At 64.3% G+C, this 19127-nt stretch carries 15 protein-coding genes; 9 read left to right on the top strand and 6 right to left on the bottom strand.

Features of this window, described 5'->3' with window-relative positions:
* Positions 1-355 precede the first annotated feature (355 nt).
* Positions 356-979: a hypothetical protein gene (locus J2W22_RS07965; protein WP_307117695.1), complete on the top strand. Its 624-nt coding sequence runs from the start codon at positions 356-358 to the stop codon at positions 977-979.
* A gap of 110 nt (positions 980-1089) precedes the next feature.
* The gene (locus J2W22_RS07960; protein WP_307117694.1) at positions 1090-1254 is read left to right on the top strand and encodes a hypothetical protein; all 165 of its coding nucleotides are present in this window, start codon (positions 1090-1092) and stop codon (positions 1252-1254) included.
* 224 nt (positions 1255-1478) lie between these two features.
* On the opposite strand, the gene J2W22_RS07955 is transcribed toward J2W22_RS07960, so the two are convergent.
* A complete protein-coding gene (locus J2W22_RS07955; RefSeq protein WP_307117693.1) occupies positions 1479-2369 on the bottom strand; it encodes an alpha/beta fold hydrolase in 891 nt (296 codons plus the stop codon).
* 345 nt (positions 2370-2714) lie between these two features.
* Here J2W22_RS07955 and J2W22_RS07950 point away from each other — a divergent pair, with 345 nt between their 5' ends.
* Positions 2715-4322: a serine hydrolase domain-containing protein gene (locus tag J2W22_RS07950; RefSeq protein WP_307117692.1), complete on the top strand. Its 1608-nt coding sequence runs from the start codon at positions 2715-2717 to the stop codon at positions 4320-4322.
* Positions 4323-4568: 246 nt separating this feature from the next.
* Here the strand turns inward: J2W22_RS07950 and J2W22_RS07945 are convergent, their stop codons facing one another.
* The 4 genes from J2W22_RS07945 to J2W22_RS07930 form a co-directional block, all read right to left on the bottom strand.
* Complete coding sequence (locus tag J2W22_RS07945; RefSeq protein ID WP_307117691.1) at positions 4569-6425, bottom strand: tail fiber domain-containing protein; 1857 nt, start codon at positions 6423-6425, stop codon at positions 4569-4571.
* A gap of 580 nt (positions 6426-7005) precedes the next feature.
* Positions 7006-9726, bottom strand: coding sequence for a TonB-dependent receptor (locus tag J2W22_RS07940; RefSeq protein ID WP_307117690.1), 2721 nt, complete (start codon positions 9724-9726; stop codon positions 7006-7008).
* A 131-nt stretch (positions 9727-9857) separates the two neighbouring features.
* Positions 9858-10952, bottom strand: coding sequence for an ABC transporter ATP-binding protein (locus J2W22_RS07935; RefSeq protein ID WP_307117689.1), 1095 nt, complete (start codon positions 10950-10952; stop codon positions 9858-9860).
* Positions 10949-12019 carry a LacI family DNA-binding transcriptional regulator gene (locus J2W22_RS07930; protein ID WP_307117688.1) on the bottom strand — a complete coding sequence of 357 codons (1071 nt, stop codon included), beginning with the start codon at positions 12017-12019 and terminating at the stop codon, positions 10949-10951. Before J2W22_RS07930 ends, J2W22_RS07935 begins: the two co-directional genes overlap by 4 nt.
* 138 nt (positions 12020-12157) lie before the next feature.
* Here J2W22_RS07930 and J2W22_RS07925 point away from each other — a divergent pair, with 138 nt between their 5' ends.
* The 6 genes from J2W22_RS07925 (at position 12158) to J2W22_RS07900 (ending at position 18610) form a co-directional block, all read left to right on the top strand.
* On the top strand, positions 12158-13471 hold the full coding sequence (locus tag J2W22_RS07925; protein WP_307117687.1) for a hypothetical protein: 1314 nt from the start codon (positions 12158-12160) through the stop codon (positions 13469-13471).
* Positions 13468-14757 (top strand): ABC transporter substrate-binding protein, encoded by a 1290-nt coding sequence (locus tag J2W22_RS07920; protein ID WP_307117686.1) that lies wholly within the window; start codon positions 13468-13470, stop codon positions 14755-14757. Before J2W22_RS07925 ends, J2W22_RS07920 begins: the two co-directional genes overlap by 4 nt.
* Positions 14754-15635, top strand: a complete 882-nt coding sequence (locus tag J2W22_RS07915; RefSeq protein ID WP_307117685.1) for a carbohydrate ABC transporter permease — start codon at positions 14754-14756, stop codon at positions 15633-15635. The genes J2W22_RS07920 and J2W22_RS07915 overlap by 4 nt, the downstream gene beginning before the upstream one ends.
* A 23-nt stretch (positions 15636-15658) precedes the next feature.
* Positions 15659-16489 carry a carbohydrate ABC transporter permease gene (locus J2W22_RS07910; protein ID WP_307117684.1) on the top strand — a complete coding sequence of 277 codons (831 nt, stop codon included), beginning with the start codon at positions 15659-15661 and terminating at the stop codon, positions 16487-16489.
* 24 nt (positions 16490-16513) lie between these two features.
* Entirely contained in the window at positions 16514-17572 is a 1059-nt protein-coding gene (locus tag J2W22_RS07905) for a glycoside hydrolase family 130 protein (RefSeq protein ID WP_307117683.1), read from the top strand.
* A 66-nt stretch (positions 17573-17638) separates the two neighbouring features.
* Entirely contained in the window at positions 17639-18610 is a 972-nt protein-coding gene (locus J2W22_RS07900) for a DUF1861 family protein (protein ID WP_307117682.1), read from the top strand.
* A 305-nt stretch (positions 18611-18915) separates the two neighbouring features.
* Here J2W22_RS07900 and J2W22_RS07895 read toward each other — a convergent pair whose 3' ends face one another.
* Entirely contained in the window at positions 18916-19098 is a 183-nt protein-coding gene (locus J2W22_RS07895; RefSeq protein ID WP_307117681.1) for a hypothetical protein, read from the bottom strand.
* Positions 19099-19127: the final 29 nt, after the last annotated feature.

Genomic DNA, 19127 nt, shown 5'->3' with positions numbered 1-19127 from the left:
GTGGGTTACGCTTTCCGAGGCGGCGCCGAGATGGAACGTGCCGAATATTGGCAATTCAAGGCGCAGGAAGACCCACGCCCCCTCTAGCGCCCTAGTTGAGGGCCACCTCCCATCCCGGTTCTGCGCGCCGCGGGACTGGGTACCGTCTACCTGGCCGAAATCATGGGAGGATCACAACTCCCTTGCCGAAGGCCTCGAGATCGACGCCTTCGAGCTGCGCCAACAAATGGTCGAACGTACCTTCGTCCATGACGGGTTAACATGCTCCAGAGTGCCCGTGAGACGATCGGCCTCGAGGCCTGCGACAAGCCGTGTTCAAGGTGCGCGAAGAACCGCAACCACCAGGAACTGCTTCATGTTTCAGAAGGTTAATGCGGAGAATAGGAAGGACGAACGAAGACCGGCCTCATGCCAAATGCAATCGAGTATTACCGGGCGCGTGCAGCGAGAGAACTTGAGATTGCAGAAGCGTTGGGTCAGCGCGCAACAGCGCGCATCCACCGGGAGCTTGCCAAGCTTTATCAGTTGCGCGCCGATGAGGCTGATCGCAGGCTGCGCGAAGATCAAGCCCGCTAGGGGTTGGGATCGATTGAGGAATTTCGCATTGATCGGGCAAGCTCGCGAATATAACCCGACGGGCCTCACAGAGCTTCGCCGTCAGGCGCGCGTGCTCACGAGCGGCGTGTTTGGCATGAGCGGCGACGCCGAGCTCTCCCAGATCGCTGAGCGGGTCGCCGCAGAGACGGGTTTTCCCTTTTCCGCAGTGTCTATCGTCGACCGTTCCACGCTGTGGCTCGCCGTGGCCTACGGCTTCGATCCCAGGGAATTCACCAGGCCCGACAGCTTCTGCGACGCCGCGATCGGCGTTCGGAATTACGCGCCGTTATGTGTCCCCGATGCTTGGCACGAGCCACGCTTCAAGTTCGCTCCCGCGGTGCTTGAGATGAATGTGCGTGCCTATTTTGCGCACCTCTCGTAACCAGCGATGGCTTTGCGCTGGGTACATTATGCCTTCTGGATCAGAAACCCCGGACCGTCGACGCGAACGGACTTGAACTCTTGAAGTCCCTCGCCAGCCAAGCGACAGAGGTGATCGAGCGCGAGGCAAATGCGCTCGCGTACGCAAAATATGCGATCGCTGAGCTTACTACCCGCATCCGCTTCGCGGTTGCGGACCAGAACGACGCTGAGGTCGCCGTGCTCGATGAGGAACTTCGTCGGATGGAGGCGAAGTTTGGGGCTCATTGGAAATAGAGGCCCTGGGCTGGTCGCGCGTAGCGCACAAGATGGCCCTTGGAGTGTCTGACTAATCAAGGGTGACACCGAGAACGGTCCAGCGGCAATCCACCCCCATTCCCGGCCGTTCGCGGCCGGGGGGTGCCGATCCGCCAGCGGTCAGGCCGCAAGCGCCTCAATCCCGGCCATTAGGTGAAACGCTTTCGCGCCGGGACTCGGGGCGCGACGGCCGCGCAACCCTATTATCGAACTGCCCGCTCCCGGACCGCCGCTACACCTTGAAGGATGTTATCGACTACGAACTTCGGTGCTTCGTGCGGCAGGCCATGACCGGCGCGTTCGGCGACGTTCTGGTGTGCATTGGTCGACAGCGACAGATATCCGCGCTGCATGCGCTGCGTTGCGTCTTCCAGCTTGACGGCGAGCGGCTCCGACAATCCGGGCACCATCCGGAAGCGCGGGCTGTGCGTGGCGATTATGACCGGCTTGCTGCCGAGCGAAGTGAGGAGATGTGCCTGCCTGGCACTTGCCCGCATATCCAGCCGTTCTTCGTTCTTGCTGGGATCCGTCTGCATGCTGAGGAGGAAAGAGCGTGCCTCGGTGACGGCCTTTTCCTCGCCCTGGGCGGGCGCGGGCAACAGCGCGAGCCATTTCGAAAATTGATCGGGATGCGTCGTGGACACCAATACGAGCCCGGCGGTGTCGGATGGATATTTGGCGGCGAACACCTGCGCGTGGAGCCCGCCTACCGAATGGCCGACCAGAAGATAGGGCCCCTTTATCCGGGCGGCGGACAGCGCGGCGTGCAGATCAGCTGCGAAATCGAGGCTGGAGCGCGACCCCGCCGGTGCCGGATCGCTCCCGCCGAGCCCGGCCCGATCGTATAGGCAAACTCGCGTAACCGGGGCCACCTGGTCCGCGATGGCGTTCCAGCCCGGGTCTTCGACAGGCGCCGTTCCCATTCCCGCGTCGATCACCACGGTAGGGCTGCCTGCGCCCTTGCAGGCTAGACGTATGGAGCGCCCGCCTACATCGAAACGGCCATCGATGGCCTTGTCGTCGCTGTTAGCAGCTGTTGCGGCCGAGAGGAGCGCAACGCAGGCTATGAGCTTGGCGACGAGTGTCTTAAGCATGCTGGATCCCGGTCGAAAGCAAAACCATAAGCGGCCGCACGGACCAATGACAATGTCCGCTTTCGAAGACATCATCCGTAAAGTCGCCTGTCCGCATTCCACCCAGGATCTGCCAATCCGCTCTCCACCCAATGGCGGTCGTTCCGCGGTGCGGCGGCTGATCCAAAAGCCGCCAGGCTGCAAACGCCCCAAGCGTCGTCGTGCGGGGTTAGGCGCAGCTGGGTCCATTAGCTGCCATTCGGTGCCCCCTCCGGACCTCTCACCGCGGCAAGGTCAACGCGAGATTGTAACCGGTTTCATAGTGCGGCATGTTTCGGCACCGAATCGGGGTTGGGGAGAGAGATCATGCATGCGCGGTTCTGGATCTCGGCGGTGGCGCTCGCCTTCGCGACGCCGACTCAAGCGCAGCCCAGCGAAGCTGCCTTCACCGCCCGGCTGCACCGCATCGCGGTCCAGCTCCAGCTTCCCGGCTTCAGCGCCGCCGTCGTTCGCGACGGCAGGATCGTCTATCGCCACCAAGAAGGCGTCGCTGACCGGGGCTCTGGCGCGCCGGTGAAGGCCAATTCGCTGTTCGGCATCGCCTCAGTCACCAAGTCGATGACCGGGATCATCCTCAGCCAGCTCGAGGCGGAAGGCAGGATCCGGTTGGACGATCCGTTGCTCGCCTATCCGCTCAACACCGGCTGGCATCCGCCGGAAGGCATCGGCGACCCCAACATCACACTCGGCGACGTGCTCAGCATGAGTGCGGGCGGGCGCCCGGGCGAGACCTATTTCTACAACGGCGCGCGCTTCAACCTCCTGTCCGGCGTGTTCGACAAGATCAGTGGGATGGAATCGCCGCAGAGCTATGTCGTGCAAAACCGCCAGCGGATCCTCAGGCCGCTCGGCATGACCGACACAATGACGGGCTATCAGAAGGACAGTCCGCTCGCCGCGCGAGCCGTGCGGCGCTATGAAGCCGTGGCCTCCGCGACCGGCTGGAACTATATAGAGAGGCCCTATGACTGGGATGCGGCCTATCCGGCCTCGGGCCTGATCTCGACGATCGACGACCTCGCCAAATACGCGGCCGCGCTCGACCGCAACGCGCTGATCGGCCAGGCCGCCTACGACCGTCTGACGACGCCGCGCAACGGGCATCCCTATGGCTTTGGCTGGTTCACCCAGTCCAGCGTGGGAACGCGGCTGCACTGGGTGTTCGGCTATGGCCAAGCCGAATCCGCCCTGTTCCTGCGCGTCCCCGACAAAAAGCTGACCTTCATCTTCCTCGCCAATGCGGACACACCCTCGGCGCTAGCGCAGCTCGACTATGCAGAGGTCCTACGCCAGCCGTTCGGCCTGGCCTTTTTCGACGGCTGGGTAGCGGGCGGCGAGGCCATCGATTTCGACCGGTCGCTGGCGGAGGTTGCGCGTGCGATCGGCACGAAGCCGGCGCCTATGGTAATAGAGCAGCTACTGGACGAGGCGCTGCTCCAGGCATTTCGGGCGCGCATGACGGGCCAGGGCGGTGACCGCGCGGTGGCGCTCGCCGAACTGCTGGCGCGCGTGGCGCCCGAGCGGTTCGCGCGGCCCGATGTCTATATGCTGCGGCTGTTGTCGAACGTCACTTCGCCGGCGCTTGCTCCGATGGCGCGCCAGCTGCTCGCGCGGTTCGATCTGGATGCCGACCGCCGCCCGGTCGTCCCCCTGTGGGGTGGCGAAGCGCTGCAGAAGATGGGCGATGGCGCTGGCGCGATGAAGCTTTATGCGCTGCTATGCGACCGCGACGGCTTCGACGACGAACCAATGAAGGCGCAAGCGTGCGAACGGCTCGGCACCCATGAAATCGCCGGCGGCCAGCTGGAAGTCGGACGGCGGCATCTGTGGCACTCGGCGCGAATTTCCCGCAACATGAACGACAGCGTGGAGTTTCGCCGCAAGCTCGCCCTGGTCGCGGACGCGAAGCGCTGACCAAGGGTCCTATCAGGCCGGAAACCACAAATGCGATCTAAAAGCGGCCTGTCCGCAAACCACCCAACGTCGGCCGTCCAGCGGTAGGACGGCCGCACCAAAAAGCGGCCGGGCGGCTATCGCCCCGAAGCCGGCCATACACGGTGCTTGTCGCAATACCCCAAAGCTGCTCAATGCAGTGATGGCACCCCAAGCGTCACAGCACCCCCGTGCAAAATGTTTTCCACGGGGGTGTGAGCTCCAAGACTAGGAAGATTCTTCGAGGGCCTCAACTCTTGCGGTCAGTTCCTGCACCGCTTTGATGAGCGGCGAGATCAGTTCTTCGTAGCCGATCGAGAGCACGTCATCACCGCCGTTGATGGAGTGATCCTGATAGCCGCCAAAGTCGATACCTTGCTCGCTAAGCACCGCCCTGACTTCCTGCGCGATCAGGCCGTGGTGGTAGCGATTGCGCTTCTTCGATCCGTCCTTTGTGATGTTGGCGAGTTTGTTGCTTTCGGCCCATGCCAGCATCTCCTCGCGGTGGCGCGCCATCGCCGCTTCATAAGGAATCATGATCTTCGTGAAGGCCCGCATGTCCTCCACGTAGGTCGGACTTCCTTCGATCGGGGCAGGCACGTTCGGCCGCTCGATATCAGGCATCGATGGCGGATCCGTGCGATACTCGTCGCGGCGATCCCATCGGAAGTCGACTGGGCGCAGCGCCATGATGAAGTCGAGCCCAAGCACCGTGTCGCGCACGTCTTCCTTGTCGCGGATATCGGAGCGGTTCTGGATCGCACCATAGGCATAGACGGTTACGTTGCTGCTGCCGAGTTGCCCCTGATTGGAACCCGTGACCGTGGCGCTCGCGCCGAGCCCAAAGCAATTCTCGAAGGTCGTTACGCCCGTCAGCGCATTGACGCCGATCGCAGTGTTGCTGATTCCTGCACCCGTGACGGTGAGTCCCGCCATATAACCCACCGCGGTCAAGTTCGTGACGGAACCACCGCCCGAGCCGCCAGCATAGGAGCCGATGATCGTGCACTGAACCGGCTCGACCATGTTCTTTGCGGCTTCCTGGCCAATTGCGACGTTGTCCGTGCCGGTCTGCCCATCAAGCATGACCAGAGAGCCGATACCGACGTTGCGCGTGCCGGTCTTGTTGCCGTTCATCGCGGAATGGCCGATCGCGATATTGGCGCCAAGTGTTTGCCCTTCGAGCGCAGCCCAGCCGACCGCGACGTTGTTCTTGCTCTGGTTGTTGACGAGGCAATAGCCGCCCAGCGAGCAATTATAGCCGGTGTCGGCGCCATTGATCTGACTGTGCGCGCCCACGGCCACGTTACAATGACCTGCCGTCTGCTCCAGGAGCGTATTTACCCCGATCGCGATGCTTTCCGTGCCGGTGAGGTTCTTGCGAAGCGTGAAATCGCCGATCGCGACGCAGGCATCGCCGTTGGCGAAGAAGCTCAGCGGATCACCTGCGCCCACCATTGCTCGCGCACCGGTCGCATCGCCGACGATGTTCTGTTGCGCGCTGTTACCGATCGCGATGGCGCTGCGAACATGCTGCGCCTTGCTGAGCGCATCGACGCCAAAGGCAAAATTGTTGTGCCCGCCAATGTTCGCGGACAGCGCGCCGAGGCCCTGCGCGACGTTACCGAGAGCGATATAGCCGCCCGGCGTCACGGCGAGCGGCGTTTCATCCTTGTTCTTCTGCGTCACCTTGCCCGCGCCGATCAAGCTGACACCGAGCCCGATCTCTACGCGTTCGGGGAAGGTGATGTCGTTCGCTCCATGATTGATGGAGACGCCCGGCTCGACCACGAAAGTGACGTTGCGATAGGGACTCCAATCAACATGGGCGTCAATCGTATAGTTTCCGCGCGGGAAGATCAGTCGCACCGGGTTGGCGGTTCCGATCGCAGACAGGGCGGTCGCCACTGGCAGGTTGAGGTTGCCACCCGTCACTCCGCCATAGTCGGCGATCGATACCGTCTCTCTCAGTTTTGCCATCGCTGTCCGGGCAACGGCACCGGCGCCATCTTGAACAAAACCGACCATATTTGCTCCTTGGGCGGCGCCCGACGCTCCAAGGTCCGTGTCCGTTACAAAAGCCATGATCGCTTCTCCTATGATCTCGAAAGGTCGAGAACATACACGGAACATTTGAAATCCTACATTGCAAGTCTCATGCGGTGATGACGGCGAACGAGGCGTGAAATGACAATCACCGCCTGCAGCGGATGCTTGCCTCGGGCTCTGGCAACAACCCGATAGACCACCGATGCCGCTGCTCGGTTGAACGTCTGCTTCAATGGAGTATCGTTCCGAGAACCGACGGACAGGAAACCACCCAATGTCGGACGTTTAGCGCTCTCGCCAAGAGCGGTCGTTTTATGAGTTTACGGCCTAGCTTCTGGGCCGAGGTGCCGGGGAGGGCTGATTCCGGCCATTTCCGATCGGGGCGCTGCTAGGCGGCGGAGCACGCATCGGTCCTCGATGATCGAATTCCCCGGCGCAGGGCCGTGGGGCGCCCAAGCGATACCGGCCCCAGCCCTGCCGACTGCTCCACGAGAATGACGCAGTCATCATCGTCGATGTCCACGATCGAAACTCGTTGGCCTAGGCGCAGCTGGCTACCGATCGGTGCGCCTCCAGCGGCCGCCACCGGCGGCCGCTGGAGGATGCGAGGGACGATCTAGAAGTTCGCACGGATACCCAGTGCGTAGCGCGGGCCGTACGTCTCGTAGGTGATCACGCGTTCCTTGAAGACCGAATAGGTGAAGGTCTTCTCGTTGAACAGGTTGAGCCCCTGGGCGAACAGCGTGACATGGTCGTTCAGCGCGAAGTTGATACTGGCGTCCCAGATCCCGTATGCATCGACATTGACCGGCTGGCCGCGATTGCCCTGGGCCGTCTGCTCATAGGCATTGCGGTAGTTATAGGCCAGGCGCATCTGCAGCGGCCCCTTCTCGTAGAAGCCGACGACATTGTAGGTCGTGCCCTTGGGCTCCACCAGGCTGATATTGGCCTGGATGCCGAGGCCGTCGAGCGGCGCGGGCAGTCCGCTGAAGGTGTACTGACCCGAGAACTCGATGCCCTTGTAGCTGTCGCTGCCGACATTCTCCGGCCGGGTGCGGCGGAAATCGAGCCCCAGGATCTGGATGTTGGTCGTCACCGTTTCCGAGATATTGTCGAGGTCCTTGGCGAAGGCCGCGACGCTCAGGAAGCTCGACTTGTCCAGATACCAGGTCAGCGCCGCATCATAGTTCCACCCGATCATCGGCAGCAGGCCGGGATTGCCATCGGTGATCGCCCGTTCGCGCGGGCGCGGGTTGATGTTGCGGATGAGCAGGAGGTCGCTGAGCGTCGCCCGGGTCAGGGTCTTCGCCACGGCGGCCTGGAACACCAGGTTCCTGGCGACATCGAACTTGACGTTCGCGCTGGGCAGCCACTGGCTGTACGCGCCCTTGGCGACGATCGGCTGCGGGTCCGACAGGTTGACGACCGGATCGAGGCCGGGCGGCGTGGTGATGCTGAGGATCTCCTGGCCGAACCCCCGCGACGTCACCCTGGTATTGGTGTAGCGCACGCCGATATTGCCCGACCATTTGTGCGAGCCGAGGCTGCCGCCGAACGATGCCTGGGCGAAGCCGCCAAAGGTGCGCTCCTGTGCCGAGCCGCTGTTGCTCGGCACTAGTGCCACGTCGAGCGTGCCGCCGTTTGCCGCGAGCGCGGCGCGCGTGGCCGCCGGATTGGACGTCGCGTTGATCGCCTGGTCGGTGAGCAGATAGGCTGCGATATCGCTCGCGCTATAGGCAGGGAAGCCGTTGGGGAACATGTTTAGCCCGAGGAAGTCGCTGGCGTCGGCCGGCGTGCCGAACACGCTTTGCGGCACCGCTATCCCGCCGAACACGCTCTGCAGCGCATCCGGTGTCTTGTAGGAGAAGCGCTCCTTCTTGCGGTCCGAATAATTGCCGCCCAGCGCGATCTGGCGCAGCAGCCCGCCGTCGAAATCATATTTCAGCTCGGAATTGATCTGATAGATTTCATCGGAAACGCTGACGCCTTCGAAGGTGATGTAGCCGAGCCGGGCATTTGTCGTGTCGAGGAAGTTGCCCAGCCCGGTATAGACAGGCAGGCCGTTCTGAAGCTGCATCTGCACCGCTGCAGGCGAATAGCCAGGGGCAGCGAGATTGCTCTCGAACCAGGCCTGGTTGCCGCCGGTCTCGTCCTTGGCCCTGGACCAGGAAACATCAAGGAATCCGGACAGGGGGCCATCCGGCTTCCATTCCAGATTGCCGCCGACCTGGTAGGTCTGGGCGAGGCGCGGCCGGATCTGGTTGGTGACCATCGGCCCGGAGGCAATGCCCGTGTAGCTGGTGAGCGTGTTGTTCGAATCCACCGTGCCGGCGCGCACGTCGCCCGGACCACCATAGACGAAGAACACCTTGTTATCGTCGTTGACGTCGAGCTTCGAATAAAGACCGTCGGCGGTGAAGACCAGACTGTCGGAGAGCCTCGCCTGGAGAGTCAGCAGCCCGGAGATCCGCTTGCGATTGGTCGCGTTGACGCCGTATTCGACATAGGTCGGGAGCGACACGCCGCTATGTTCGGGCGTGCCGTCGCGGTCGAAGTCGAGGCTCTGATTGGCTTCCCACCCGTCGGTGAAGATCCGGCGGCCTTCGATCTTGCGGTCGATATAGGAAAACGCCGCCAGCACACCGAAATTGCCGCCGCCGAAGGTGGTGCTGAACAGCCCCGAGGCCTGGGGAGAGATCTGCCCGCGCAGCTTGTCGTAATTGCCCTGCGCCGAGACGACGAGCTTGGTCTTGCCGAAGTCGAACGGCCGCGCGGTATACATGTCGACGGTCGATGCGATGCCGCCTTCGACCTGTGCGGCCGTCGGCGTCTTCGACACATCGACACGGTTGATCAGCTCGGCCGGCAGGATGTCGAAGCTGAACTCGCGCCCCTGGTTCTCGGTCGCGAGGATACGGCCATTATAGAGGGCGGTGCTGAATGCCGGCCCCAGGCCGCGCACCGTGATGAACTGCCCCTCGCCATTGTCGCGCGAGATGGTGACGCCCGGGATGCGCTGGATCGCCTCGGCGATGTTCTGGTCGGGAAGCTTGCCGATATCGTCGGCCACGATCGAGTCGACGATGTTGTCGGCCGAACGCTTGATATCGACCGCGCGCCTGAGGCTCTCGCGCAGGCCGTTGACGATGATCGCCTGCTCTTCGTCGCTCGACTGCGCAGGGGCTTGCGCGCTCGCGGACGGCGGCGTGGGGGTATCCTGGGGCCGAATATCGCGCGCATCGACGGGATTGCCGGCAGCCATCGCGGGCGCCGTGGCGATCAGAATCGTCGCCATTCCAGTCATGCCGACGAAGCGGAAACGCTTGTTGGGCTTCATGGCTATCCTCCTCTTTTTCCTCCGGTGGCGCTGCCCGTCTTTGCGGACTCTCTCCCCGGAGATTGCTCTTGTTAAACGATCAACCAAGCAGACGGCAAGCAGGCAGATCGAGCGCACTACGCACGAACGCGTCAGTAGGTCCCGGAAGCCATCGCCTGTCCCGCCGCATCGAACAGCAGGATCCGGGCCGGATCGGCGTAAAGGGTCAGCGCGCCGGAGACGGGCACGGCATGATGGCCGTCCAGCTTCGCGCGGAACTCCCCGACGCCGCCCAGATGCGCGTAGAGGAAGGTCGAATGGCCGAGCGCCTCGACTGCCTCGACGCGCAGCGCGAGCGCGATCCCGTCGCCGTCCTGCCCGGTTCGAACATGCTCGGGGCGTAGTCCGATCGTGACGCGGTCGCCAATGTGGAGCGCTTCGCCACAGGCCTTGGCGAAGCGGATGCCGCCGACAACCTCGAACAACGTATCGCCGCCGTGGTGTCCGACCACGGTCGCATCGAGCAGGTTCATGCGCGGACTGCCGATGAAGCCGGCGGTAAAGACATTGGCCGGCCGCTCGTAAATCTCCAGCGGCGTGCCAACCTGCGAGATCCGCCCCTTGTCGAGCACGACCAACCGGTCGGCCAGCGTCATCGCCTCGACCTGGTCGTGGGTGACATAGATCATCGTGGCGCCCAGCCGCCTGTGCAGCCGGGCGAGCTCGTGCCGCATCCGGACGCGAAGATCGGCATCGAGGTTCGACAGCGGCTCGTCGAACAAGAAGATCGTCGGATCGCGCACGATCGCCCGGCCGATCGCCACGCGCTGCCGCTGCCCGCCGGAAAGCTGGTGCGGCATCCGGTCGAGCAAGTCTTCGAGTTCGAGGATTTCCGCCGCATGCGCAACCTGCGCGGCGATCTGGTCGCGCGGCACCTTCATGTTGCGCAGCCCGAAGCTGAGATTCTGGCGCACCGTCATGTGCGGATAGAGTGCATAGGACTGGAAGACCATCGCCACGCCGCGCGCCGCGGCGGGCGCATGGGTGACATCGGCGCCGCCGATCCGGATCGAACCGGCCGAGACTTGCTCGAGCCCGGCGATCATCCGCAGCACGGTCGACTTGCCGCATCCCGACGAGCCGACCAGGACGACGAACTCACCCGCGGCGACTTCCAGGTCGATGCCCCGGATCGTCTCCACACCGTCATAGGACTTGCCCAGTCCCGCAAGGATCAATGCCGTCATGCGTCGCGCATCTTCCAAGCCTCGGCACTGGTATCGCCGATCACCAGCTCGGCCTCGACGCCGAACCTGCCCACTGACGCATCCTCCCGCAGCAGGATCTCGGCTGCCCGGCGCCCCTTCTCGAACGCATTCTGCCGCACGGTGGTCAGCCGTGACATCTCAGGCGGGCGGCCGGGCGGATCGAGCCCGTCGAAGCCCGTGACCGAGATCCGCCCCGGCACCGCTAGGTCGTGCGCCTCGCAATGGGCGATCGCGCCGCGCGCCAGCCGGTCGGAAAAGCATATCAGGGCGGTCAGGTCGGGGCGTCGCCCCAGCAGTCGCTCGGCAGCGCGCTGCCCGCCTTCCTCGCTGTTGATCGTCTCACAGACCAGCACGCCAGCCTGTTCAACCCCGGCGGCATCGAGGGCATCGCGGCAGCCGGCGATACGTTCGTGCACGACATGGCTGTCGTCGGGGAAATCATGCGCGAGCGAGAAGATCTCGCCATGATCCTCCGACCGGGGAAAGGTCACGATGGCGAGATTGCGGTGTCCGAGGCCGAGCAGATGCCCGACCACCTCGCGCATCATCTCGCGGTCATTGGTCTGCACGCTGGCGAGATCGGGCGCGTCGAAATCGACGACCACCGTCGGCAGGCCGCGCGCCAGCGCCTGGCGGATCGTCGGATGATTTTTATAGGGGGCGTTGAGGATGTAGCCGTCGACGATGGCGGTCAGCGTGTCGCGCTGCTCTGGATGCTTGTCCTTGAGTGGGATGAGCACGAGGTTGGCCCCCTCCTCCTCGCACACCGTCGAAATGCCGCGCAGGAAGGTGATGTCGTGCGCATCGGTGAAGGCGTAGCTCAACTGGTCGTTGAACAGCACGCCGATCGCGCCGCAGCGGCCGGTGCGCAGCGAGCGCGCCGTCGGGTTGGGGCCGTCATAATTGACTGCCCGGGCATGGGCGATGATGCGGTCGCGCAGCGCCTTGGAGACCTTGGCCGGGTTGTTGTAGGCATTGGAAACCGAAGTCGGAGTGACGCCGAGCTCCGACGCGATCGATTTGAGTGTGGCCCGCTTCGCCCGCACCGTTGCTCTCCTGCCCATCTGTTCTTACCGGATGTTCTGGCCAAGCCTAGCTCGCCAGCTTGACACAGACAACCGCGCTTGTTTATCGTTTAACAAGCCACTTGTTAATCAAGGGCTGGAGGGGAGCGATCCGCATCGATGGCCACCGCGTCCAGAGCCCAGGAAGACAGCGCATCGCGGCACGGTGCACGCGCGATCCGTCCCGCGGTCTCGCTCCTGGCGCTGGCGCTTTTCGCCTGCGCCGGCCCACATCCGCCGGCCGCGACCGACGCCGTGGCGAACTACAGCGCACCACGAGTCTCATTCGCGCATCTGGATCATCTGTTTGCCGAAGCGACGGTCGAGGGCGAGCGGGTCGGCGTGCTACACATCTACAGCGAGGCGCCCGATTATCGCTTCGCGATCGAACCCAATGAGGGCTATGCCTGCGTAGATGACGTGGCGCGCGCGATGGTGCTGCTGGCAGCGGAACCACGGCTGGACGCCGGCCGGCTGCGCCAGCTCGAGCTGATGACGCGGTTCGTCCTCCGGATGCAGGCCGATAACGGCTATTTCCACAATTTCATCTGGGCGGGCGGCCGGATTAATCGCGAGTACCGAACCTCGCGCGCCGAGCTCAACTGGTGGTCGCTGCGGGCACTCTGGGGCCTGGAGGCGGCGCTCCGTCGCCTGCCGGCGAAGTCGGACACGGCCACGCGCATGCGCACGGCAACGGCTCGGCTTGTCGCCAACCTGAAGCGCGACCTGCCCGCCGGTCGGAAGCTGGAAAGTTTCGATGGGGTCGAGGTGCCTGGCTGGCTGCCCTTCGGCTCAGGTGCGGATGCCGCGTCGACCGCGCTGCTTGGCCTCCTTCCCTATTACCAGCGAACCCGCGACGCCGGCGCCCGCGCACTCGCCGAGCGGCTGGGCGAAGGGCTGGTGCGGATGCAGGCCGGCGACGCGGCGCATTTCCCGCACGGCGCCCATCTCAGTTGGCGCAACCAATGGCATGGCTGGGGCAATGCCCAGGCCTATGCGCTGCTGCGTGCGGGCACGCTGTTCGGCCGCCGCGACTTCATCGCAAGCGCGCTCGCCGAGGTCGATCATTTCTACTCCTATCTGCTCCGCCACGGCATGCTGGCCAGCTTCACCCTACGCCGGTCGGGCGAACGCACCGAGGCCGCCGATATCCGCCGCTTTCCGCAGATCGCCTATGGGCTGAGCCCGATGATATTGGCGTCGATGGAAGCCTATCGGGTGACCGGACAGGCGCGCTACCGCGACACCGCCCGCCGCCTCGGCGCCTGGTTCTCGGGCAGCAACGACGCCGGCGTGCCGGTCTATGACCCGGCCCGCGGCCGCATGCTCGACGGGATCGTCGCGGCGGGCTCGGCCAATCCCAATTCCGGCGCGGAATCGACGGTCGAGGGACTGATGGCGCTGCGCGCGCTCGAAGGCGTGGCGCTACCATGATCGCCCGGCGCGCCATGCTGCGGCTGGGGCTTGCCGGCAGCGCGGCGCTGCTGGCGGGCTGTTCGCCGAAGAACGCCGAAAAGCGCACCGACCGGATCCGCCTCTGGGTCGCGCCCAACGAGGCGGAAGAAGGGTTCTGGAAGATCGCGGTCGCGCGCTGGAATGCGCTCGGGCGCGGGCTCCCGGTCAGCTTCACCACCATTCCCACCGCCGGAAGCTCGGAGGATACCGTGCTGTCGGCGCTGGTCTCGGGCAACGAGCCCGATCTCTGCACCAACGTCTTTTCGGGCTTCGCCGTCCAGTTGGCGGCGCTCGGCCAGGTCGAGAACCTGGCGGCCATGCCCGGCTATGGCGCATTGATCGCCCGGCGCCACATGGCCGAAATCACGCCGGGCTGGACGCAGGATGGCAAGGTCAGCGCGCTGCCGATCTATTCTAGCCCCACGCTGATCTGGTGGCGCGCCGACCTGCTCGAGGCGCATGGTTTCACGGCACCGCCGCGGACCTATGAAGACGTCTATGCCTTTTGCGAACGCTATGGCCGCGCGCGGTCGCGCTACGGCATGCAGGTGGCCGCCGGCCGGTCCTGGGCGGATCGCTGGTTCGACTTCATCTCCTTCTACTATGCAGCATCCGGCGGGCAGCCCTATCTCGAGGGCGCGCGGGCGCTCTACGACAATGCCGCCGGCCGCCAGGCGGCCGGCTTCATGAACCACATGTTCCGCAAGGGCTGGACCGCGCTCGACTTCGATGCCGAGGAACCGCTCGTCTCCGGCCTCGCCGCAGGCGGCGTCCGCGGTCCCTGGGACGTCGAGCGCTTCGCCCGGATTTATCCGGAAACCTTGGCGCGCATCGAGGTCGGGCCGATGATCGCCCGGACCGCGGCATCGCCGGGGCCGGGCGCGACCTTCTCCGACAGCAAGGGCGTGGTGATCTTCAAGAGCAGCAAGGTCGGGCGCCAAGCCTTCGATTTCCTCGCCTGGGTATTGGGCGAGGAAGATCTCAACCTGCTCTGGCTACAGCGAACCGGCCTTTCGCCGGCGCGCGGCGACCTGCTCGATAATCCGCATTTCGCCGGCTATTACCGAACCAGCCCGATCGGTCGCGCCTATGCCGCGCATGTCTCGAACGCCCGGCCGCCGGCGCTTTCGGAATATACGATCGACATCCAGAAGATCATGACCGGCCGACTGGTCGAGCCCCTCATGACCGGCCAGAAGTCCCCCGAAGAAGCGCTCGCCCAGGCAGTCGCGCAGACCGATCAGATGCTCAAGGTGCAGATGTGAATCGGCGCCGCCGCCTCTCGCGCGAATCCTGGATCGGGCTGTCGCTCGCGCTTTCCTACATGGTCTTCACCGCGATCTTCTGGGTCTATCCCTTCTTCTGGCTCGCCCGGCTGTCGGTCACCCAATGGCGCTTCTTCGACGAGCCGATCTTCACCGGCACGCGCAATCTGGTGATGACCTTGCAGGACCCGCAATTCCTCCAGTCCCTTTTGAATGTGCTGCGCTTTCTGGTGATGTACGTGCCGATTGCGTTCGGCGGCGCACTGGTCGTCGCTTTCGGTCTGCAGCATGTCGGCCGGGGCAAGGCGTTCGTGGCGCTGTGCTTCCTCCTGTCGAACGTGTCGTCGGGCGTCGCCCTGTCGCTGGTCTTCACCAAGATCTTCAGCTCGACCGGGCCGCTCAACGCGCTGCTGTTCGACTGGCTCGGCATCCGGATTCCCTGGACCACGCATCCGACGCTGGCGATGCTCGCCATCGCGCTGGTCGTCGCATGGAAGTTCGTCGGCTATTACGGCCTGATCCTCTATTCGGGCCTGCTGACGATCCCCAAGGACATCTACGACGCGGCGCGGCTAGATCATGCCTCGCCGCTCACCCGCCTGGCGCGCATCACCCTGCCGCTGCTCAACGCCCAGCTGATGATGGTGCTGGTCTTCGCCATCCTGGTGTCGTTCGGCCTGTTCACCGAGCCGTTCCTGATCACCGGTGGCGGCCCCGGCGACAGCACCATGCCGCCGCAGATGATGATCTACGAAACCGCTTTCCGCCGGCTCCAGCCCAGTCATGCGGCGATGATGAGCATCCTCGTCTCGGTCGCGAGCTACGCGCTGATCGTGATCGCCCGGCGTCTGTTCGAAAGAAAGGTCACACTTGCATGAGGGCGGCGGAGCGGATCGGGAAGTTGCTGCGATCCCGCAGCCCCCGCGGCTGGGCCGCGACGGTATGCATCTATGCTCTGGCGCTGACCTGGCTCTATCCCTTCCTGTGGATGGTGGCCGCCGCGCTGAAGCCGACCGCGCAGATTTACAATACCGGCCTGTTCGAGGGTGACTTCACCCTCGACAATTTCCGCTTTCTGTTCGCCACCGCCGACAAGCTCGACCGTCCCTTCCTCCAGGCGATGGGAATCTCGCTTCTGGTGACCGTCAGCGTCACCCTGTCGGTCCTGCTTTCCTCGGCATTCATCGCCTTCGCGCTGGCGCGCCTGCGCTTCCCCGGACGCAAGCTGTTCGGCGACTTCCTGCTGCTGCAGATGGTCATCCCGACGACGATGTTCATCCTGCCGCTGTTCGTCCTGATCAAGCAGCTCGGCCTGCTCAATTCGCTGGGTGCGTTGATCCTGCCCTTCATGATGTCGGGCTGGGGCATCTACATGATGGCGCAGTCGTTCAAGGCGATGCCCGAGGAATATTTCGACGCCGCACGGCTCGACCGGGCCAGCCTGTGGCAGACCGTGACTCGGGTCGTCGCACCGCTCAACAAGTCAATCATCGCCATCGTCGCCCTGTTTACCTTCACCGGCACCTGGGACAATTTCCTGTGGCCGCTGATCGCGATCTCCGACACCGACCGCATGCCGCTTTCGGTACTGCTCGCGACCTTCAGCAAGCAATATGGCGGCTATGCCGGTCCGGTAATGGCCGGCGCGGTGCTCCAGACGCTGCCGCTGGTGCTGCTCTTCGTCCTGTTCCGCCGCCACTTCCTGCAGGGCATGTCCCTGACGCTTAAGTAACGCACCACGCCCAAAGGAAACTGCATGTTGAAGCGCTGGCCCGACAACCCGATCCTGGCCCCCGAGGATGTTCGGCCCAGCCGACCGGACTGGAAAGTCGATTGCACCTTCAACGCCGGCGTCGCCCGCATGGGCGGCGAGACGATCATGCTTGTGCGCATCGCGGAGAGCGTGGCGCACGCGGGTGCGGGCGAAGTCCGGGTGCCGCTGCTCGAGCAGTTGGGCGATGGCTGGCGCTGCACGACACGAACCTTTCGCACCGAAGATCCGGACTATGATTTTTCGGATCCACGAGTGATCGTTTCCCGCGCCGACCCGCGCCGCGTCCACCTCACCTCGATGTCGCATCTGCGCATCGCCCGGAGCAGCGATGGCGTACACTTCACCGTCGCGGACACGCCGCTGCTCTTTCCCGCCGACGCGACGGAGCGCTATGGTTGCGAGGATGCGCGGCTCACGGTGATCGAGGGGCGCTGCTATATCAACTACACCGCCGTGTCCGACCTCGGCATCGCGACCGCGCTCGCGGTGACCGACGACTTCCTGCGGGTCGAGCGGCTTGGCATCATCCACGCGCCCGACAATCGCGACGTCTGCCTGTTCCCGCGCCGGATCGACGGCAGCTACTGGTGCCTCCACCGGCCCGCCCCGCTCCACTTCGGAGCGCCGGAAATCTGGATAGCCCGCTCGCCCGACCTGATCCACTGGGGCGCGCATCAGCATCTCGCGGGGTGCCTGGGGACAGGCTGGGAAAGCAACAAGATCGGCGGCGGGGCCCAGATGCTCGAGACAGACAGGGGCTGGCTGCAGATCTATCACGGCGTCGATGCCGGTCAGCGCTACAGCCTGGGTGCGCTACTGCTCGATATCGAGGATCCGCGCATCGTCCGCGCCCGCCTCGCCCACCCGCTCGCCGAGCCGACCGAATCCTACGAACTGCACGGTTTCTTCGACAATGTCCTGTTCAGCTGCGGAGCCTTGATCGAGGGAGGGGAACTGCGGGTCTATTATGGCGCCGCCGACCGGGTGATGGCGCTGGGCACGATGGCGCTCGCCGATCTTTGGGAAGCGATGGGCGTCTGACGCCGAAGCGCCGACAAACTGATTTCAGGGAGAAGAACGACCGTGGATCGCCGGAGCATCACGCGCGTGAGCGTGCACTACGACGCCTTTGCCGCAGCTTCCGCGCAGGCGCCGCTGACCGCAAAGCTGCATTTCACCGGTGTCGATGGGCGCGACGTCTACAACATCACCGCTCCCTTTCACTCCGCCGGGCGCAGGGTGATCGCCGGCCGGGTGGAGCGCCGCGACAGCGAGGACTCGACCGCGATCTTCTTCGAGGAGTGCGGCGAGGTTTGGCACCCGATCGATGGCGCGCCGCATCTGAAGCTGCAGGATCCGTTCGTCACCCAGGTCGCCGGCGAGATTGTCTTTGGCGGCGTCGAGATCAGCCATGAGCAGATCGGGCTGATATGGCGCACCGTATTCTACCGGGGACAGAACATCTTTGAGCTACGCCGGTTCTTCGCCGGGCCCATGGGCATGAAAGACATTCGCCTGTGCGAGTTGTCCGATGGCCGGGTGGGCATCTTCACCCGCCCGCGCGGGCTGTGGGGCGAGCGCGGCATGATCGGCTACACCGAGGTGCCAACTCTCGACGACCTGACCGTCGAGGCGATCGAAGGCGCGCCGATGATCGAGGACATGTTCCATCCGCATGACTGGGGCGGCGCCAACGAAACACATCTGCTCGAGAATGGCGAAATCGGGATCGTCGCACACGCCGCCTATTTCGAGGAGGACGATAGCACCGGCCATCGCCGCTACCATGCGATCGCGTTCACATTCGATCCCGCCACGCGCCGGTGGCGTGACTATCGGATCATCGCCGCTCGCAATCAGTTCTCACCCGGCGCGGCGAAACGGCCGGACCTCGCCGATGTCGTGTTCTCGTCGGGGATCGAATGCATCGGGCCGGTAACCAGACTATACGCCGGCACGTCCGATGCTGAGGCGCACTGGCTCGAAATCCCCTATCCTTTTTCTCAGCCGAGATCAGCAGGGAACTGGACGCCGCATGATCGCGCGGACCGGGAAGTGGACCGAAAGGTCCGCGCTTGACCTAGCAAGCCTCAGGCAGTGCGGCCCAGTCTCTCGTGCGGGTGCAAGGGCAAAGCGACTGCGCCCTTTAATGATGGCCGGGAGTCTCGAAGAAAGAGTTTCCCGGCCGCGGGCCGGATCGTAGTAGCTGACTTCTGTCCATTTGCGCGGTCCTGGTACCGCCCCCCCCCGAGCAGGCCGTCTTGCCGCCATCGTGCCTGCCAGCAGGGACTGAAACCCCGGAATAAGGGCCAATCCGAGACGCCCGTGCCTTGCCGGGTCTGGTCGCCGTGGGAGTGCCTTCCCCTTCCGGCTGACGGGTCGGTTCAGCCCCCGCCTTCGATGTTGATCGGCGGTGCGAGCGGGTTAACGTTCTCGGGCTTGAGGCCGTCGTCGGCGGGCTGCTGCTTGCCGGACCGCGTCGCTGTGTTTTCGTCATTCATTTCCTGCGTGTCAGCGGGTGTGTCGCCTGGCTTTGCTCCGCCGCCTCGTTCCTGATCGTCGCGCATCTGAGACCTCTCCGTGCAACTGCGTACAG

The organism is Sphingomonas kyeonggiensis, from assembly GCF_030812785.1.
GTDB classification, from domain to species: Bacteria; Pseudomonadota; Alphaproteobacteria; order Sphingomonadales; family Sphingomonadaceae; genus Sphingomonas; species Sphingomonas kyeonggiensis_B.
Note: the sequence above shows the minus strand (reverse complement) of the source record. Positions and strands in the feature narration are given on the sequence as shown.

What these genes read in the sequence shown, in the direction of transcription:
- J2W22_RS07965 (WP_307117695.1), top strand. Translation starts at nt 356, where the DNA reads ATGTTTCAGAAGGTTAATGCGGAGAATAGGAAGGACGAACGAAGACCG.
- J2W22_RS07945 (WP_307117691.1), bottom strand. Translation starts at nt 6,425, where the DNA reads ATGGCTTTTGTAACGGACACGGACCTTGGAGCGTCGGGCGCCGCCCAA.
- J2W22_RS07935 (WP_307117689.1), bottom strand. Translation starts at nt 10,952, where the DNA reads ATGACGGCATTGATCCTTGCGGGACTGGGCAAGTCCTATGACGGTGTG.
- J2W22_RS07920 (WP_307117686.1), top strand. Translation starts at nt 13,468, where the DNA reads ATGATCGCCCGGCGCGCCATGCTGCGGCTGGGGCTTGCCGGCAGCGCG.
- J2W22_RS07895 (WP_307117681.1), bottom strand. Translation starts at nt 19,098, where the DNA reads ATGCGCGACGATCAGGAACGAGGCGGCGGAGCAAAGCCAGGCGACACA.
- J2W22_RS07925 (WP_307117687.1), top strand. Translation starts at nt 12,158, where the DNA reads ATGGCCACCGCGTCCAGAGCCCAGGAAGACAGCGCATCGCGGCACGGT.
- J2W22_RS07955 (WP_307117693.1), bottom strand. Translation starts at nt 2,369, where the DNA reads ATGCTTAAGACACTCGTCGCCAAGCTCATAGCCTGCGTTGCGCTCCTC.
- J2W22_RS07940 (WP_307117690.1), bottom strand. Translation starts at nt 9,726, where the DNA reads ATGAAGCCCAACAAGCGTTTCCGCTTCGTCGGCATGACTGGAATGGCG.
- J2W22_RS07950 (WP_307117692.1), top strand. Translation starts at nt 2,715, where the DNA reads ATGCATGCGCGGTTCTGGATCTCGGCGGTGGCGCTCGCCTTCGCGACG.
- J2W22_RS07905 (WP_307117683.1), top strand. Translation starts at nt 16,514, where the DNA reads ATGTTGAAGCGCTGGCCCGACAACCCGATCCTGGCCCCCGAGGATGTT.